14 protein-coding genes and 1 pseudogene are annotated in these 18,045 nt (G+C 45.3%); 9 read left to right on the top strand and 6 right to left on the bottom strand.

From position 1 onward, the window contains the following. The first annotated feature begins 9 nt into the window (after positions 1–9). From ACXAGP_RS02130 to ACXAGP_RS02120, 3 genes are all read left to right on the top strand, one after another. Positions 10–1,110: a hypothetical protein gene (locus tag ACXAGP_RS02130; RefSeq protein ID WP_475259224.1), complete on the top strand. Its 1,101-nt coding sequence runs from the start codon at positions 10–12 to the stop codon at positions 1,108–1,110. 9 nt (positions 1,111–1,119) lie between these two features. Continuing rightward, on the top strand, positions 1,120–1,983 hold the full coding sequence (locus ACXAGP_RS02125; protein WP_475259223.1) for a substrate-binding periplasmic protein: 864 nt from the start codon (positions 1,120–1,122) through the stop codon (positions 1,981–1,983). 140 nt (positions 1,984–2,123) lie between these two features. Then, positions 2,124–2,639, top strand: coding sequence for a hypothetical protein (locus ACXAGP_RS02120; protein ID WP_475259222.1), 516 nt, complete (start codon positions 2,124–2,126; stop codon positions 2,637–2,639). A gap of 8 nt (positions 2,640–2,647) precedes the next feature. On the opposite strand, the pseudogene ACXAGP_RS02115 reads toward ACXAGP_RS02120, so the two are convergent. The 5 genes and pseudogenes from ACXAGP_RS02115 to ACXAGP_RS02095 form a co-directional block, all read right to left on the bottom strand. Beyond that, positions 2,648–3,451 (bottom strand): annotated as a pseudogene (locus tag ACXAGP_RS02115) (sulfotransferase family protein); the annotation flags it as partial. A 99-nt stretch (positions 3,452–3,550) separates the two neighbouring features. After that, positions 3,551–4,027 carry a hypothetical protein gene (locus ACXAGP_RS02110; RefSeq protein WP_475259221.1) on the bottom strand — a complete coding sequence of 159 codons (477 nt, stop codon included), beginning with the start codon at positions 4,025–4,027 and terminating at the stop codon, positions 3,551–3,553. Then, positions 4,024–4,770, bottom strand: a complete 747-nt coding sequence (locus ACXAGP_RS02105) for a hypothetical protein (RefSeq protein ID WP_475259220.1) — start codon at positions 4,768–4,770, stop codon at positions 4,024–4,026. Before ACXAGP_RS02105 ends, ACXAGP_RS02110 begins: the two co-directional genes overlap by 4 nt. A 96-nt stretch (positions 4,771–4,866) precedes the next feature. Continuing rightward, the gene (locus ACXAGP_RS02100) at positions 4,867–6,810 is read right to left on the bottom strand and encodes a tetratricopeptide repeat-containing sulfotransferase family protein (RefSeq protein WP_475259219.1); all 1,944 of its coding nucleotides are present in this window, start codon (positions 6,808–6,810) and stop codon (positions 4,867–4,869) included. 78 nt (positions 6,811–6,888) lie between these two features. Then, on the bottom strand, positions 6,889–9,534 hold the full coding sequence (locus tag ACXAGP_RS02095) for a TonB-dependent receptor (protein WP_475259218.1): 2,646 nt from the start codon (positions 9,532–9,534) through the stop codon (positions 6,889–6,891). A gap of 283 nt (positions 9,535–9,817) precedes the next feature. On the opposite strand from ACXAGP_RS02095, the gene ACXAGP_RS02090 reads away from it, so the two are divergent. From ACXAGP_RS02090 to ACXAGP_RS02080, 3 genes are all read left to right on the top strand, one after another. Then, positions 9,818–11,785 (top strand): BCCT family transporter, encoded by a 1,968-nt coding sequence (locus ACXAGP_RS02090; RefSeq protein WP_475259217.1) that lies wholly within the window; start codon positions 9,818–9,820, stop codon positions 11,783–11,785. A gap of 29 nt (positions 11,786–11,814) precedes the next feature. Then, on the top strand, positions 11,815–12,312 hold the full coding sequence (locus tag ACXAGP_RS02085; RefSeq protein WP_475259216.1) for a MarR family winged helix-turn-helix transcriptional regulator: 498 nt from the start codon (positions 11,815–11,817) through the stop codon (positions 12,310–12,312). 171 nt (positions 12,313–12,483) lie between these two features. After that, on the top strand, positions 12,484–13,770 hold the full coding sequence (locus ACXAGP_RS02080; protein ID WP_475259215.1) for an NAD(P)/FAD-dependent oxidoreductase: 1,287 nt from the start codon (positions 12,484–12,486) through the stop codon (positions 13,768–13,770). A 7-nt stretch (positions 13,771–13,777) separates the two neighbouring features. Here the strand turns inward: ACXAGP_RS02080 and ACXAGP_RS02075 are convergent, their stop codons facing one another. Further along, entirely contained in the window at positions 13,778–15,439 is a 1,662-nt protein-coding gene (locus tag ACXAGP_RS02075; protein ID WP_475259214.1) for an L-lactate permease, read from the bottom strand. A gap of 328 nt (positions 15,440–15,767) precedes the next feature. On the opposite strand from ACXAGP_RS02075, the gene ACXAGP_RS02070 reads away from it, so the two are divergent. The 3 genes from ACXAGP_RS02070 (at position 15,768) to ACXAGP_RS02060 (ending at position 17,998) form a co-directional block, all read left to right on the top strand. Further along, positions 15,768–16,187 (top strand): hypothetical protein, encoded by a 420-nt coding sequence (locus tag ACXAGP_RS02070; protein WP_475259213.1) that lies wholly within the window; start codon positions 15,768–15,770, stop codon positions 16,185–16,187. A gap of 395 nt (positions 16,188–16,582) precedes the next feature. Next, positions 16,583–17,023, top strand: a complete 441-nt coding sequence (locus ACXAGP_RS02065; protein WP_475259211.1) for a hypothetical protein — start codon at positions 16,583–16,585, stop codon at positions 17,021–17,023. A gap of 480 nt (positions 17,024–17,503) precedes the next feature. Further along, entirely contained in the window at positions 17,504–17,998 is a 495-nt protein-coding gene (locus ACXAGP_RS02060; RefSeq protein WP_475259210.1) for a hypothetical protein, read from the top strand. Positions 17,999–18,045: the final 47 nt, after the last annotated feature.

Below are 18,045 nucleotides of genomic sequence, written 5' to 3'. Positions count from 1 at the left end.
GGGTAGGGCATGTTTAGCAAAGCCCGGCTGATACAAGTATTTGTCCCGCTAATGACACTTGTTTACGCTGCCGCAAGCCATGCCGAATTACACAGCTGGTTTGGTGGTCATATCAGAGTTAATTCAGATTATCGCGATTGGGTAGAATCAGAGCAGACTCGTGCTGAATTCGAGTCTATCAAACTCACGGGCAGTTTAAGTTGGGATTCCGGAGATACCTTTAACTTTGATGCACGCTACTACGATAATTTGCAGGTCAATATTTTGCGCTATGCTGAGTACATTCGAAAGCTGGACGAGGAGAGTCAGCTTTCAATCGGCATTACTCGCGTGCCATTCGGCTTGCAAAACTACCTCTCAGACAGCTTTTGGTATTCCATAAATTACTACCTTGGTTTAGAGGATGACTTTGACTTAGGGGCGGTATACCACCACACAAATGAACGACATAGCTGGAAAGTAGGGGCGTTTATCACTGATGAACTGGCGGATGCAAAAGAGTTTGCCAGGTATTCGTTCGATGTGGCAAAAGTCGCTGGCAGTGAATTCAAAGAAAATGGTCAACTCAATTTTTACTATCAGTATTCACCGCAGTGGTTTCAGCAACAACAAAGCAAGTTAGGCTTTTCCTTGCAAGTAGGACAAATTCAAAATAGAAACGCGGGCAATTCCCGCCATTGGGCCTGGTCGGTTTTTTATCGTCAGCCTTACGAGCAATGGCAGACTACCATTCAGTATAGTCAATATCGTTATGACATTGACGCCCAACACGTTGTGTTTTCAGCATTTGACTACCCATTTCCCATCGCTAAAAAAGCTCATTCAGTGGTACTTAATCAATCTTATCGCTTTAGTAACTTGCCGCAATTCGTTGATACCGCATTAATTTATACCGAAGTTGGCATCGTGGATTCGTCAGAATCCGGTAGCGAAAAATCTCTGCAATGGGTACTGGGAAGCAATATCATCGCGGGCAACTTTGTGTTTTACCTGGACTATATTCATGGTGAGAATATGTGGTTTTCTGGCGGAAATGGGGTTGGGGTGTACTTCCCTGACGACATCGGCTCTACAGTCAGAATCAATTTCAGCACGGCTTATCACTTTTAGGGAGCTTATATGATCAGGCCTATTGTTTTTATGGTTTTTATCTTGAGTAGCGTGATTCTCCCCTCTGCTGCAGAAATGGAGGAAGTCACAGCGAGACCTGATGATTTCGAAATTATTACCATTGCCAGCGGTGAGCAACCTCCTCACACATCCAAATTTGCCCCCCATTTTGGTTATCTGAATCACGTAATTAAAGTGGCTTTTGCGCAACAAGGGAAACAAGTTAATTTTGTGTTTTTCCCTTGGTCACGAGCCTACAAAAATACGGTGGAAGGCGAGTATGTGGCCAGTAGCTATTGGTACAACGATCCTCGTCACCTTGAATTTTTCTTTGCCAGTGAGCCGCTTAGAGGAGAGCGAGTGGTGTTCTTCAGGAAAAAGTCTTCACTGGATATCAATAGCTTTAACGACGTAAAACGGCTGCGTTTGCGAGTAGGGTTAACACGTGGTTACACCTACATGGAAGACTTATGGCGTTATGCCCGCGAAAACGCAGGTTTGGTTTCTGTCGTCAATACCGAACTGCAAAACTTTAAAATGTTGTTGCTGGGGCGTATTGATGTGTTCCCTGCAGAGGAAATCTCTGGCTGGTATACGCTGAATAAGCATTTTGGTGCCGAACAGGTGCGTACACTTGAGACGTTAGATAACGAGTTGTTTTCCAGGAATGCACACTTAATGTTTTCCAAAGCACACCCGGATGCTGAGAGATTGTTAGCGGTATTTAATCAAGGTATGGCAAGTGCCAAGGATGCGGGACTATTGGAGCAACTGGAAGAGGATTTTATTACCGGAAAATATACAAGTTCCGCCAAGCTTGATGACCTCAAGGACACTGAAGTTAATGGACATGAAGACTTAAATCAGCCTTAATCAGATAGGTATAAACTTGGTTTGGAGCAGGCGTTAACTATCGCTGCTAGTTGGATTGAACAAACCTCAAGTATTTAATAGACTCTCTCGGTAAATAACAAAGAATAGTCTAATCACTAACATACACCCCGCGAACTGTTTTGAATCAAAATCAAACCGAAAAAATCGTACTGGAAAAGCAGGCCGCTGAGCTTTTTGCCATTTGCTATCAGCGGGAGTTTGATGTTCCTGTGAGTTTTGTGTCCAATAATGTGCCAGCCAAACCCGATGTTACCTGCAGAGTTGGCAACGATTTGGTGGATATTGAAATAGCCCATTTATATGGTTCGCAGGCCGAAGCGCGACAGATACTTGGTAAGTCTCTGGATGAAAAAACGCAGAAAGAACTCAACTTGTTGGAAGCCGAAACCAATACCGATGATCGACTGGTGCGAGCGCTCAATCGCATATTGTCAAACAAAGCCTGCAAACACTACGAAGGCGATAATATCTGGCTGGTTATTCGCAATGCCAATCCACAATGGCAACGTCATAACATCCAAAATAATCTGGCACGGATCAGTATCCCAGATGGTCATCCCTTTAAGCAAGTATGGTTGATTGGGGACTATAACGGTGTCAGTGGACTGGTGCTTTTAAATGGCACGCAGGTGTAGCGGCTCGTTTAAGGCTTTCTATTGCAAGAGCTGTGAAACCGCTCTGTTAGCGGATGTAAATGCGTTTCATAATGGCGCCAGCGGTCTTGCCCTTTGCGGTTGATAGGCTGTTTTACTTGCTCTGAGCTAGGGGTTTTTATGGCGCGCTGTGTCTCGAAAAAACGCAAACATTGCGCTTCAAATTCCAGCCCACAAAAAGCCAATAAACGTCGAGTCTGAGTTTCCACATCATCAATGACATCTTCGTGCTGTACTTTCAGGACAAATCCCGGTAATACTTCGTCCCAATGGGCCATCAGCTTTTCATAGCTGCGGTAATAGCGGGCAATGCTGTCCAGGTCGTAGGAGAACTCCTGCCCTTCACCAAACAACTGTTTGTAACCACTAAAGCAACAATCCATAGGTGCTCTGCGGGCATCAATCACTTTGGCATTGGGTAAAATCAGTTTTATTAAGCCCACGTGCATAAAGTTATTGGGCATTTTATCTATAAAGAACGCTTTGTCACTGCGATAAATTTGCGTGTCTTTGATGTATTGTTCACCGAAACGCTGAAAATAAGCTGGGTCAATTTGCTTCAGGTTTTCAGGATAGGCATTCGCTTTGCCTCGCAATTTGCTTACCAGACTCAATACGTTGTGCAATTCCATGGTGCCTTCTATCTGCGAATGGGAGGCGAGGATTTGCTCTAACAACGTTGAGCCAGCCCTTGGCAGACCCACGATAAAAATGGGAGCCGGGTCGTCTGCTCCACAGCTAGCTAACTTGCTAATTAAAGCTTGGTTGCAGGCGGTTATTTGTCTGTCTACCTGGCGTACAGCGATGTCTTAACCCGTTTGGCTGTGTTTTAAGTTGTGTGGAGGGGCGTATTGAGAAATTAAGCCATGCGATTTGTACTAGCGATTTTTGTTTTAATTAGTCTGACAGTTTTCGTGTTCACTGTCTTTGCATGCAAAAGGCTTTACAACGTCATAAAGTTTCTTGGTTAAAAAGCTTGCTGCTAGTTCTGCGTCCTTGGCAATACTGGGATTTTGTTTTTCTTCTGATGATTGATATTTGAATCCTATGGAGAATGTTGTCGTTGATGGTTTTTCTATTGAGCGCAGAACGGTTCTGATTTTAAAAAAAAGTCTATCAGTCTTGAATGTACCCGCATACTTTGGAAATAATTGATCAAGTTCTTCATACAAACCAGGTTTAAACATTTCATCTGAAATTGATTTGATTTCGTTTTCTGACAAGTTTTCAGCATTCACTGTCATGGAAACAATTTTTAGACAGTCTTCGCAATCTTTATCTGGGCCGCCAAAAAAAATAATGGCGCATATTGCCAATAGAACAAAAGTTAGTTTCTTCAACGGAAACTTTTTATTTGATTCATTGTTCATGTAGATGAACCTATAGCACTTATTCTTTTAAAGCAAATAGATAAGATTGCAAGTTCAAAAACACTCACAAAAATCCACAGAAATAACACTGCTAATTGATAAAATGCGTTGTTAAAAGAAGGTAAAATGGCCATTAGAATACTTGTCGAGGCTGGAATAACACCCAGTAAAATCAGTAATTTCCACTTATAAATTTGCGTTTGTTTCCATGCGCCTTTAATTGATAGTTCTGTATTGGCTGCTGAAGCAGGAAATATCATTAAAATTCGCGTAGCGACTATCATTAAGACAAGTTGAAATACTATTGATGATAATCCGAAAAGCAGTTGTCCCGAGGAATTCTGACTATCAGATGTGAGACCCGGTGACATAAATTTTAAAAAAAGTAGACTCGATATTGCATATAGCCCAAATATTTTCAGGGCGCTTTTCAGCAGCAAGGTATCTGACCTCTTCCATTCTAAAAGTGCTGTCCAATTTGGACGCTCATTAAAAATGAATAGTCTATGCAAATAGGAGACTGTTTTAAGAAACAGAAATGATGTGAGTAAAAATAATGAAAAAATATGTAAAAAACCTAGTCCAGAAACTTGCTGTGTCTCTGAGCCATATGCGATGTATAAACCTAAATATACTAAAATAAAAAGAGCAGGGATTGGAGATATAGCCCAAAGTACCTCTTTTTTAGAATTAGTTATCTGGCCTCTAACCTCTTCCAAAACTGAATTGATTTGTAATTCCATTTGTTTAATTTTTTCCACAATTTTGTAGCAAAGATAATAACTATATTTTTAAATTGTTCAACTCTTTACTAATCTGGTCTACTGCCAGTCAACTGACTAAATATAGTGAAACCTCTCTGTTAGCGGTTGTAAATGCGTTTCATAATGGCGCCAGCGGTCTTGCCCTTTGCGGTTGATAGGCTGTTTTACTTGCTCTGAGCTAGGGGTTTTTATGGCGCGCTGTGTCTCGTAAAAACGCAAACACTGCGCTTCAAATTCCAGTCCACAAAAATCCAATACACGCCGGATCTGAGTTTCCACATCATCAATGACATCCTCGTGCTGTACTTTCAGGACAAATCCCGGCAATACTTCATCCCAATGGGCCATCAGCTTTTCATAGCTGCGGTAATAGCGGGCAATGCTGTCCAGGTCGTAGGAGAACTCCTGGCCTTCACCAAACAACTGTTTGTAACCACTAAAGCAACAATCCATCGGTGCTCTGCGGGCATCAATTACTTTGGCGTTGGGCAGCATTAGTTTAATTAAACCCAAGTGCATAAAGTTATTGGGCATTTTATCTATAAAAAATGCTTTGTCGCTGCGATAAATTTGCGTGTCTTTGATGTATTGTTCACCGAAACGCTGAAAATAAGCTGGCTCAATCTGTTGCAGATTTTCTGGATAGGCATTCGCTTTGCCTCGTAATTTACTCACCAGGCTCAATACGTTATGCAATTCCATGGTTCCCTCAACCTGCGAATGGGATGCGAGAATTTGCTCTAACAACGTTGAGCCAGCTCTTGGCAGACCCACGATAAAAATGGGGGCCGGGTCATCGGCTCCGCAGCCAGTTAAATTGCCAAATAAAGCTTGATTGCAGGCGGTTATTTGTCTGTCTACCTGCCGTTCCATGGCACTGATGTCGTAGCCGGTTTGAGCGTGTTTAAGCTTGTTGCCGGATTCATAGTGGAGAAAGGATTTATCGTACTCTTTGGCATCTTCCAGTGCTTTGCCCAGCGCAAAGTGGATATGTATTTTATCCTCAAGATTGGTGTCAACCGTGTGTGTTAGCGTCTCCATGGCTTGCAATTCACTTTCACTAAAGCGATAGGTTTTAGTATTGGCTAAACTCCAGTAAGCATCACCAAAGTCGGGCTTTAATTGCCAGGCCATCTGATAGGCGGCAATGGCGTCTTCAATTTCACCATTGGCTTTCAGGGCATGCCCCAAAAGCAGTTGAATATAGGGTTGTTGTTTATCTTCATTGAGCAATTGCTGATAAAGCTCAATTGAGGCCCTTATATCGCCAATGCCCAGCAAGGCCCCAGCCTTGGCCAGTAGCAGCGGCTTATCCTGACTGTGATGTTTTAACAACTGCTCACAGATGTTCAGGGATTGGCGAAACTTGCCAATCTGATTGAGCAATTTGATATATTCCAGGCCCGCAAAATAGTGTTGTGGGTGCAAGGCAACACAGCTTTCCAGTACAAATTCAGCCTCGGGATAGGCCTTGAGTTGGATACCCAATTCGCCCAGTAGTGTCAGGGCTTCAGCATCATGCTTATGCTGCTGTAGATATTGTCGACAGACTTTATCTGCGCTCTCTAATTGGCCTTCATACATCAGATCTCTGGCGCCCAAAATCGCTTTTGGCAATTTCTCTAAACGAGTGAGCTGTAATTGCGCTATATGTTCAGCTTTATGGTTTTGGCTTTGTTGGTAAAACGTCAGCAATTTGCGCCAGCAGACTACTAGTGCAGGGTTTAATTGGGTGGCTTTATAAAAATAATTAGCCGCTTCCTGGTTTTGTTGTTGCGCATCATAGCAATAACCCAATTCCTGATAACTGCGGGCGTGTTCCGGGTAGCGCTGAATATTATCAAAATTACTTTTGATGGCCTGCTGAATATCGCCTTTCAATCGATAGGCAACCGCAATGCAATAGTGAAGCTCTTTTTGGTGCGCCTCAGGTTGCTCTGTTTGCAACGCTTGCCGGGCAAGTCTGATGGTGTCTTCAAATTGGCCGCGTGCCAGTGATTGTTTTACTTCAGCGCTCATATTTCTGATTATTTTTTGGGGTTACGATGTCATAAAAAAGGCAGGCTGAAAAGCCTGCCTTATCTTCATGCGAACAGTTTAAAACATGTCGTAAGAGAAGCGAATACCAAATGTGCGGGGACGATTGGTCATCACTTTCGGCGTAAACTGCTGATTATCAATATGCAGAATTGCTGCTTCGTCAGTGATGTTGTCGATGTAGAATTCTACTTTCCATTCGTCATTGGTAACACCGACTGCCACGTTGGCTAAGACATAACTTTCTTGCACATATCGGCCACCGCGGAATACCTGGCCATTGGAGTCAGTGTAGGTTACACCCTCATAAACAGCGGCTTCATCCTGGATCTTCAGTCCTGAGCCTACGCCGTAGACCAACTGCGTGGTATCTTCCAATACGTAAGCATCCATCTTCATGCTGGCCAAACGGTCACCGGTGTAAACCAATGAACCGTTGACATAACCGCTCAAATCGCCATCCAGCTCAAAGAAGTATCTGGCGCGTAAGTTACCAGAAAAGTCTGCAGAGTAGGGCAGTTCACTGCCTGATGGTGGAGCAATACCCGCCAACTCAGGATTGATGTTGGTTAACTCTGTATCGAGAATACTAAAGGCCGAGTTGATCACCAGGTTTTCTGTGGCGAGCCAGGTGATATCAGCGTCAATACCTCTAATCTCAGCATCACCCACGTTATCAGTAAAGAACAAGAAGCTGATATTGGTGGGATCGAAACGCGAGGTTTGCAGATCGGTAATCTCAGAGTAATAGGCCGTTGCATTGATACGCAAGGTGCCATCCAGGAAATCACCTTTCATACCCAATTCGAAATTATCAAGGGTATCAGTCAGTGAATAAACCGGAATGCGGAACCCTTCAAAGGCGCCGTTTTGGTTAGTGGCCAGGCCACCACCTACACGGTTGGTGACAGGTGGACGGAAACCTTCTGAATAGTTAGCGAACAACAACAAGTCTTTGTTTACTTTCCAATCCAGACCGAACTTGAAGATGGTATCGTCAACTGTTAACACACCATTGTCGTCCAGCAAGTCTACTTGTAACTGACCAGATTCAATTGCCTGTTGCACCAGTGCAGGATCCAATCCCACTGCCGCAAGTTCGTTGGGATCCATAGTGCCAAAGGCTCTTAATCTGCGTGATACATCCACTGTTGTCGTGGAGCCTTTATATTCGTCGTCAATTTCATACCAGCGGGCACCAAAGTTAGCGGTGAGGGTATCGGTAATGTCGTATTCCAGGTTGGCAAATACCGCAATCTGGTCAATATCGTGAGTCACATCATTTACAAAGCTCACGTCTGGCTCAAATGGCCCACCGTTGCTATTAATGCCTTCCGTACCCACAGTGGTGCGTTGTAAATTGGAGAAAAAGCCTAAGTCGGTATTACCCAGTTTAAAGCGACCAACGGTATCAACGCTTTGCTCGTCCATAAACACACCCGCAATTAAGCGCCAGCGGTTGTCCGTTGGTGTGCTGATGCGAAATTCATGGGTGGTGCGAGATGTATTGGTGTCTTCTTTGTAGAATTTAGTCGGATCGAGGCAGCGCTCATCGGCTGGCGTGGCGGCTTCGTAATGGTTACACACGTAATAAGCGGCAAATAAACCACCATTGGTATAACCGGTATAATCCACGTTAGACTCGATATCGCGATCCAGATAACCACCGGTATACACCAGCTCTAATTGGTCCAGACGCCCTTCAATCGTCCAGGTGGTCAGGCCAAATTCGTCTTTGTTATCATCTGGCTGGAAGCGGTTAGTGGAGCTTTCACCCTCCAGGTTAGGGTCATAGGCAAATACCCCTTCGGTTTCCAGCGTTTGTTGGGTGTGCTGAATCAAAAACGACCAGTCACCGTTGTCATAAAGTCCGCTGAAACGTGCGCCAGTATATTGTGCATCGTTAAAATCGTCTTCAACCAATGCATTGTTGGTTGGCGAGACAACCGGCGTATTGGCAGGGTCGGTCAGCGGTCCACCAGAAATTCGGTCGATAACAATAGCGCTACCAATGTAGCCGCCTTGGCCAGGCTGATTGAGAATGTTATCAATCCAGCCGCCTTGTTTATCATTGTAGGCTGCGATACGCACGCCGAAGTTTTCGGATAATGGGGCGTTGATGAAGCCCTCCAGCGTATTGCTTGGCTCACCACCGTTGGTAAAGGCAATCTCCATATCAACACCAGCGCTAAAACCGGATAAATCCGGTTTGTTGGTGATTAAGCGTACCGTACCCGCCTGAGAACTGGCTCCAAATAGCGTGCCTTGTGGTCCGGGTAATACCTCAACTCGTTGCACATCCGTAGCGAAGATATCCAGGTTTCTACCTTGCATTGAGACAGGCTGCTCGTCCTGATAAAAAGCCACTGAGGGTTGCAATGCCTGTACTGATGATACCGAGATACTGGTTTGCGATGAGGCTGCACCGCGAATATAAATTTCGTTAGTACCCGGACCGTTACCCTGGAAAACGACATTAGGTAAAAACTCCACGTAATCCTGGAAGTTATCCACGCCGAGGTTTTCCAAGGCACTGCCATTTAGGGCAGTAACTGAAACCGGAATCTCCTGAATGGATTCGGTTCTTTTGGTAGCGGTAACTTCAATGGTTTCTATTGCAGCTTTCTTTTGACTTTCTTCTTGCGCGTGCACACCTGAGGAGGCGAGCGCAGCGATTACAGCACAGCAAATTCTGGATTTGTACATTGTGTGACCTTTGTGTTTGAAGTGTGTGTTGTTTCTTTCGAAACTTATAAAGTGTTCTTTTTAAAGCTTAATGGTAAATAGCGAAAACTGCAAAATAACTACTGTTCTATTTAATATAGTTGATAGGAGATTATGTCGAAATAACAGCTATTTAACTTTATTGTAGGTGATTATATTGCCTCTAATACTAAGGTGTTATTTCAGTATTGTGTTAATATGCTTAGAATACTACGTTAAGTGCGTGTTTTTCTGAGCCATAATAACAACAGGACGCCCAAATCCAGTGATATCTGCCGCAACCTTTCGTCATCTCAATCTCAATGTTTTTGTCACGGCTACGCTCAGTATTGCCTTCCTGGTGATTTTTGCCTTGTTTGCACCACAAGCAGCGGACGCCTTGTTTGTGAGCTTACAAAATCAAATCGTCGCCAGTGGCAGTTGGTTTTACGTGTTAACGGTTGCCATTATTTTAGTTACCGTATTGTATCTCGGCATTTCCAGTTACGGTGATGTCAGACTTGGGCCAGACCACGCATTACCCGATTACAATCTGGCTACCTGGTTGTCTATGCTGTTCGCGGCGGGCATGGGGATAGGGTTGATGTTTTTCGGCGTTGCAGAACCCCTCATGCACTACATGGCACCACCCACTGCGCAGCCGGGAGGCATTGAAGCAGTAAAAGAAGCCATGAAAACCACCTTTTTTCATTGGGGCTTACACGCTTGGGCTATATATGCCATTGTGGCGTTAATTCTCGCCTATTTTAGCTTTCGCAATAACTTGCCACTGACACTGCGCTCTGCCTTGTATCCAATACTGGGTGAGCGCATAAACGGTTGGCTGGGTCATTGGGTGGATATCTTTGCCGTGGTAAGTACCATTTTTGGTGTCGCTACGTCTCTGGGCTTTGGCTCGGCACAAATTAATGCGGGCCTGGCATATTTGCTGGATATTGAGGTCAACACCGGTAATCAAATCCTGCTAATGATAGCCGTTATCGCAGTGGCTACCGTTTCGGTGGTGTCTGGCTTAGATAAGGGCATTAAAATTCTGTCCCAAACTAATATGGCGATGGCTGTCGCCTTGTTGTTGTTCATATTGGTGCTTGGGCCCACCGTGTTTTTACTACAGGCTTATCTGCAAAATACCGGCGATTATTTGTCGGATATTGTGCGCAATACGCTGAATCTTTTCACCTATCAAAAGAAAGACTGGATTGGTGGCTGGACCATATTTTATTGGGGATGGTGGTTAGCCTGGGCACCATTTGTGGGGATCTTTATCGCCCGGATTTCTAAAGGTCGTACCATCCGCGAGTTTATTTTTGGCGTTATGCTGGTGCCCACCGCGTTTACTTTACTGTGGATGACGGTATTTGGTAATTCCGCTATCGATCTGGTGCAAAACCACGGCGCTAACTTAGGGGCATTGGTAAATGAAGATACGGCCGTAGCCCTGTTTGTATTTCTGGAAAGTTTTCCCTTTTCAGACGTATTGGTGGTTTTGGCTTTGTGTATGGTGGTGATTTTCTTTGTCACCTCTTGTGATTCCGGGGCGATGGTGGTGGATATGCTCTGTTCCGATGGTCGGAATGATACGCCGGTATGGCAGCGTATTTACTGGGCTCTCGCGGTAGGACTGGTTGCTATTGTCTTGCTCTTTGCCGGGGGATTATCCGCGCTGCAAACCATGACGATAGTAACGGCACTGCCATTTTCTATCGTATTACTACTGGCGATAGGTGGCTTGATCAAGGCTTTGCGGGTGGAAAGTCATAAGAAGGAAAGTCTGAATTTTACTTCAGCGCCTTTTGTTACCTGCAGTAACAAAGAAGGTTGGCGAGAACGACTGGAAAGCATTGTGACTTATCCCAATAAGACTGCGGTGGAGCAATTCCTTGACGGTACGGTTAAAGATGCGTTTGAGTCGGTAAAATCAGAGCTGGTTCAGTATCAGTTGGAAGTAGAGGTGCAGCGCAAAGAACGGGCCATCGAGATGGTGGTGCGCCACGGTGAAGAAACCGAATTTGTCTATGGTGTATACCGCCGCAAACACGAACAACCGGAATATGCCAGCAATGAACCGGAAGCACTGGACAACGATCATGAACAGTCATACTATCGCGCCGAGGTTCACCTACGAGAAGGTGGCCAGAATTACGATATTATGGGCTGGTCTACCACGGCGGTGATCAACGACATTATTGATCAGTACCACAAACATCAACACTTCTTGCATTTAATGCGTTAAAGCGCATCACGACAAATTGGGTTAGCAGTATGGAAAAAGACGAAGAATTATTGGTCGCCTTGAGAAAGGTTATTCGGGCCATTGATTTACGCTCCAGACAGCTCAATCGCGAAGTGGGTCTCACCGGCCCACAATTATTGGTTATGCAAAATATCGGCAAAGTACCTGGAATCATGGTGCGCCAGATTGCTGATAACATTAACTTAAGCGCTGCTACCGTTACCAGTATCCTTGACCGTCTGGAAGCCAGAGAGTTGGTTCAACGTATTCGCAGTACAGAAGATAAACGCCGTGTTGGCGTGTTTTTAACTGAAAAAGGTCAGGAGCTATTAAGTGATGCACCTATGCCATTTCAGGAACATTTCCTCAATCGTTTTTCCAATTTGGAAGATTGGGAACAAAGTCTGATGATCGCTTCCGTTCAGCGTTTGGCCAGTATGATGGATGCTGAAAATCTGGATGCTGCACCAGTATTAGAAATTGCCAGTTTTGATGATAAACAAGCTGTCGACAGCAGCAATAAGTAGTATACTAGACATCCGCGAATTACGGATGTTACGAACAAATCACGTTAGACTTTTTGGCCCCGATTTCCCGCCAGTTCGAGATTGTTTTTAACACCAGCAAAATAGCCTTTTGCTTTACCTGTGCGCTTGACTATTTTGTGCTCGAATTTCAATTTAAACAGGTAAAAACTTATGGATGATATCGTCATCGTCGGTGGAGGTGCCGGAGGCTTAGAGCTGGCCGTTAAACTCGGACGCTTCTTCAAAAAATCAGATACTAACGTTCTGTTGGTAGATAAAAATCGCACACACATCTGGAAGCCGCTATTGCACGAAGTGGCCGCAGGCTCTTTGGATGCAGACATAGACTGTCTGGATTATCTGGCGCTGAGTCAGAAAAACGGCTTTCAATTTCAGTTGGGGGAAGTAGTGGGGCTGGATCGCAGCGCGCAAACCCTGTCTTTAGCTGCCATGTTAGATGAGGAAGGTAATACCGTATTACCGGCGCGCACCATTGCTTATAGCAAACTGGTGTTTGCTCTTGGCTCGGTAACGAATGATTTTGGTACACCCGGAGCCAAAGAACATTGTATCTTCCTGGATTCTGCTGATAGCGCTCAGCGTTTTCATACGCAACTGCTCAATGAGTTTTTAAAGCTGCAATCCGACAGTAATAAAGACAAGCTGGACATTGCCATTGTTGGGGCAGGAGCTACCGGGGTGGAATTGGCGGCTGAGCTTTATAAAACCGCCGAGCTACTCAAAGCTTATGGTTACCAGAATGTTTCTTCAGCGCGACTGAATGTTACGGTTATCGAAGCGGGGCCACGACTATTACCCGCTTTACCTGAGCGAATCGCCCAAAAGGTGGCTCATGAGCTGCGTGAGTTGGGTGTGTCGCTGATGCTCAATACTGCCGTATCTGAAGCCAGTGACAAAGGGCTGCATACCAAACAGGGGGATTTTATTCCGGCCGATATGTCGGTATGGGCGGCGGGCATCAAAGCCCCGGAATTTATGCAGCAACTGGATGGCCTGGAAACTAACCGCATCAATCAGCTAGTGGTGGACCGAACTCTGAAAACCGTTACTGATAACAACATCTATGCCATTGGCGATTGTGCTCATTGCATTATGCCGGACGAATCCAAAGTACCGCCACGGGCGCAATCGGCGCATCAAATGGCCAGTTGTTTGTTTGACAATATTAAACGAGAGCAAAAAGGTCAGGAGCTGAAGCAATACCAATATGTGGATTATGGCTCGCTGGTATCACTGTCTTCATATTCCACCATTGGCAGTCTGATGGGTAGTCTCACCCGAGGTAGTGTCTTTATCGAAGGCAAGCTGGCGCGTATTGTGTATATTAGTTTGTACCGCATGCACCAGATGGTGGTTTACGGCAAACTCAAAACGCTGTTTTTTATGTTGGTGAATCGCATTAACCGGCGTTTGAGACCCACCTTAAAACTGCATTGATTTTGCCTCACAAGATTAGCAGGCCCAACAGGCCTGCTAACAGGGCATAAATAAACATGGGCAGGGCGGTTTTGCGCAATATACTGCCCTCGCTGTTGTTAAGCCCTAATACCGAGCACACAGCGACAATATTATTAATACACACCATGTTTCCCAGCGCACCACCTACCGATTGCAACGCCAGAATACTGTATTGATCCAGCGCTGATTCAAGAGCAATGCTTTGCTGTATGGCGCCAAAGGTGAGATTGCTGATCGTGGCAGAGCCGGAGAAAAATGAGCCCAGCGCGCCTAAAAAGGGCGCGAACAACGTCCAGCTATTGCCACTGATTTGCGCCAGGCTTTGTCCCATAAGCGATACGGGTGAATTCGCGCCGCCTGTCATCATCAGGCCGACAAATATCAGAGCACCAAACAGCGCCAAAGTGGGACGTTTCATGCGGGTGCAGGTAAAGCTTAACACTGGCGCAAAGCCTTTCAGGTTTTTGTCCTGCCACAACAGCGCCAGCAGAGAAATAAAGATAAAGGGCAAAATTGAGGGGACATACAGGGTATTGTGCTGCCAGGACTCAGTCGTACCAAAGATATTGTTCAGGTTTAGCACCAGTGATTGGCTCACCGCAAAATCACCGAGATAACCAACCGGCAAGGCCATTAACGGCGCAGTGCTGGTGAGCAAGGCTTTCAACCCCAAATCGGGTATTCTGGAGATAACCAGAAACAACAGTGTTCCCCAGATGGGAAAGGCGGCGTTAATCAGGTTGTACAAGCGAGTTTTGGTTGCAGCGGGGATATGGTATGTTACTTGTTGCTCAGCCGAATCATGAGTGGCTGCCGCACTCTTATCGCTGTCGGAATAGGCTGATGGGGCTGAATTCTCATCTTTTGCCAACCCTATCTGATATTTGGCCAGAAAAACGGTACACAATAAGCCAATTGCCCCAGCCACCAGGGCAGGAAACTCATAATTAAATCGAGCGATAATCACATAAGGCAGCAGAGTACACACCAGCGAAAGTTGGATAAACACCAGGTTACGGCGAATACTTTGCCAGCTAAGCAGTTGCTTTAGGGCCAAAAGCGGAATTAACAGCCCAATAATGCCGTGCACCAGCGCGGAGCGAAAACCGATTCCCAGTTGTTCTCCATGGCTTAGTCCAAGTGCTGAAAAGCCAAACCAGGTAGGGGTACCCACCGCACCAAAAGACACCGGCACGCTGTTCATGATCAAAGCCAATATCGCCACTTTCAGCGGTGGATAACCCAGCCCTACTAATATGGGTGCTGCAATGGCGGCAGGTGTGCCAAAACCGCTTGCTCCTTCAATCAGAAATGGAAACGCCCAGCCAATGATCATCAGCTGTGCTACTGGCTTGTCGGACACCTGATTCAGTTCCGCTTTTATCACCGCCAGTCCACCTGTGGCCTCCAGGGTTTTAAACAGGAAAATAGCGCCGCCAATGATCAAGATGGGGGTTAAGGACTTCAACAGGCCATGCACCACCGTTGCGTTGAGCAATAAAAAGGACTCTGAAAACGCCAGCCACAAAATCATATAAGTGAGTGCCGCGATCAGGGGTAAAGCGATATGACTGGCTAGCGCCTGCTTTTTGGTCATCAAGTAGATAAGCAGCAGTACCGGAAAAAAGGACAAACTGAGTTCAAGCATGGCGCGTGTGGGAATGGTTAAACAACTGCGGCTATGTTAACGACAGAATGCCAGGTAAGTGAAGTATTCTTTGGCAGAGTAGAAGAATGAAAAGTAAAGCAGCGGTGCCACAATCGGCACCGGTGTATAACAGGGAGTGGAGCTATTTGTTATCGCGTACAACCTGATCCATAAAGCGAACGCCCCAGCCTTGTGAGCCTTTTGCATACTGTAATTACCTGTAATGTCTATTTTTTTACTCCTTGTTTATGTTGCATGCATCAAAGCCACTGCAAGACCAAAACGTGGCTTTGTTATTCATTCATTTATCAATTTCCAGGAGAATAACATGGCAGAATCAAACCAATACGTGCCCGCGGGCAGTTATCTGTTAACCAGTAAAGACGTAGAAATTTCCATTAACGCCATAGCCACCCGTGTCGATGGTAGTCACAACCCCAATGCCGCAGTGACATACCCCGCCAGTGAAGCGCCTAACATCGGCGACATCATCAATGAGAACGGCAACCTGGTGGTTGGCGGCGGTGACGGCAATAAAGCCAACCCTACCAATCAATTTGGCGAGTTTGTGCCTGCGGGTAGCTATCAGTTAACCAGCACCGGGCTGCACGTGACCATTCAGGCTATGTGCCAGAAAATCGATGGCTCCTGGGTGCGCTCCGTACCAGTGCGCTTTACCACGGAAGATGCCGCGCAACTGGCGGATATTTCTAATATGGACGGACAGCTGACGCTTGCGAAGAAGTAAGCAAGTTTTTTATTAATTAAATTCATTATTTTAATTTTCGTCGGGGCGCCGACTTCGCCTTAAGGGGAGCGGCTGCGCCCCCCTTAAGAATCCCCCGCAGCCCTTGATTCGCAAGACATAAATTAATAAATCAGCCAATTTTGACCATCAATGATAGTACGTCCTTGTACTAGCATTGATTGAGGTCTCTTCCCTGATACCTCTCAAAACTGGAGATCTGATTTTTTAAATTATTGCTCATAAAAGGGAAGAGGATGGTGCTCAACTTCGACCTCGCAACAAGGGTGTAATGGATTGTAATACCCATCGAATAGGTGGCGGCATAGTCTGGATACATGCCTTCCGGTAGCTCGGCAGGTTAACAGATTCAATAAACCAGTTAAGAGGATTAACTCATGGCGGCAACTTCAATCGAAATTAAATTTGTAATGCAAGGTGGTGGTGATTACCAGAAGAATGTAACAGGTATTCAGGTAGGTACTATGGTGGATCCAGCCACCGGTCAGTCTTGGGCTGGTCCTTTTTATGCGAACCCCTGGAAATGGAATAACGAAGGCAACAACGTTAACAGTTTCGCTTTAATGGGTAACTATGTTTACGAAGGCACTGAAGCCACCGCATTTGCACAAGTGGTGATATCACCGCAAAACATGTCTGAAGGTGATCACACTGTTGTTGCAGTGTTGGAAACAGCAGACATCGGCGGTAGCGATACCAATCAAATCTTGCGCTTTAAAAGCGTTACCTTAGATGGCTCGGCCAGCCATGATGTGAACATCACTAACTGGGGCAATGGCAAGCAGCCAGCATCCACATTTGCGCAGACAGTAGCGTAGATCTTATTTAGGTTCGACTTGAGCTACAGGGAGGTAGTGAATGCCGTTTTTGTCGGGAACAATAAACAGCTATGCGGACAAAGGTGGTCCAATCGTAGAATGATGGTTGATATGAATACCGTTGTCGAACTGAAGTTCGACCTACAATGGTCTATCGATTTGATGTAGGTTCGTTTGTAGGTTCGACTTTAGTCGGACAAATTTGGTGGATTCACACCCCGTTGTCCAGCTGGTCTTTTTTTGCTCCCTGCAAAAAAGACATTCACGCCATCCATGGCGCTCAAGCAGAACAAACCAATCAACATATTCGCCGTTAATTTTTCTGATTAATTAATCCTGATTCACCTATGTTTGTGATTAATATATGACCGATTTATTAATTTATTTTTTGCGGTTGCACTGTGTGAAAAAGCGTCGGATAATCATTTTATCAAGTGAACATGAAGTATCTAAAATAATTTCGGTCAGGGAGAACTCAGGATGAAGAAATCACTACTTGGTTTATTAGTGCTGGCGGCAGTCAGCAGTCCGTATACATTAGCAGAAACAGTGAGTGTTGAGCGCAAGCAATCAGGCGAGCAACATGCCAGACAGCAAAATGTACAAACCTTTACCTTAAATCTGTGGGCGCCGGATGAAGTGCCGCCAGCAGAGGCTAAGTTGGCAGAAGTGGGGGATAGTTACCATTACCTCTATAGCCCGGACAGCCTGACTTTTGATGAAGAAGACACCAATCGGGTGGTGCAGTTTCGCTTTCACGATGATGTAAAACATCGCTATCAATTTCGCTGGATCACCGCTGAAAATCCGCAAGACGTGACCCTAACCAAAAAGACCCACAAGAAAATCAATCTGGCCTTAGATGATGGCATTTTAGTCGAGAACACTTATTTTGAAGTGTGGGTTTACGACACCCAAACCGGGCAACGTTTTATGTGTGATCCAGAAATTGTAATTATTCGACCACCAAAGTGATAGTTTCTAAAATGTAATCTTGTGTAATTGAATCAATGGAATTAAAT

The sequence above is a fragment of the Planctobacterium sp. AWM4_229 genome, assembly GCF_056160305.1.
The sequence above is the reverse complement of the archived record's forward strand: the minus strand, read 5'-3'. Positions and strand labels throughout refer to the sequence as shown.

Bases quoted from the DNA above. Each gene is read 5' to 3' on its own strand.
- ACXAGP_RS02130 (WP_475259224.1), top strand. From the start codon at position 10: ATGTTTAGCAAAGCCCGGCTGATACAAGTATTTGTCCCGCTAATGACA.
- ACXAGP_RS02125 (WP_475259223.1), top strand. From the start codon at position 1,120: ATGATCAGGCCTATTGTTTTTATGGTTTTTATCTTGAGTAGCGTGATT.
- ACXAGP_RS02110 (WP_475259221.1), bottom strand. From the start codon at position 4,027: ATGAACAATGAATCAAATAAAAAGTTTCCGTTGAAGAAACTAACTTTT.
- ACXAGP_RS02105 (WP_475259220.1), bottom strand. From the start codon at position 4,770: ATGGAATTACAAATCAATTCAGTTTTGGAAGAGGTTAGAGGCCAGATA.
- ACXAGP_RS02100 (WP_475259219.1), bottom strand. From the start codon at position 6,810: ATGAGCGCTGAAGTAAAACAATCACTGGCACGCGGCCAATTTGAAGAC.
- ACXAGP_RS02095 (WP_475259218.1), bottom strand. From the start codon at position 9,534: ATGTACAAATCCAGAATTTGCTGTGCTGTAATCGCTGCGCTCGCCTCC.
- ACXAGP_RS02085 (WP_475259216.1), top strand. From the start codon at position 11,815: ATGGAAAAAGACGAAGAATTATTGGTCGCCTTGAGAAAGGTTATTCGG.
- ACXAGP_RS02080 (WP_475259215.1), top strand. From the start codon at position 12,484: ATGGATGATATCGTCATCGTCGGTGGAGGTGCCGGAGGCTTAGAGCTG.
- ACXAGP_RS02075 (WP_475259214.1), bottom strand. From the start codon at position 15,439: ATGCTTGAACTCAGTTTGTCCTTTTTTCCGGTACTGCTGCTTATCTAC.
- ACXAGP_RS02070 (WP_475259213.1), top strand. From the start codon at position 15,768: ATGGCAGAATCAAACCAATACGTGCCCGCGGGCAGTTATCTGTTAACC.
- ACXAGP_RS02065 (WP_475259211.1), top strand. From the start codon at position 16,583: ATGGCGGCAACTTCAATCGAAATTAAATTTGTAATGCAAGGTGGTGGT.
- ACXAGP_RS02060 (WP_475259210.1), top strand. From the start codon at position 17,504: ATGAAGAAATCACTACTTGGTTTATTAGTGCTGGCGGCAGTCAGCAGT.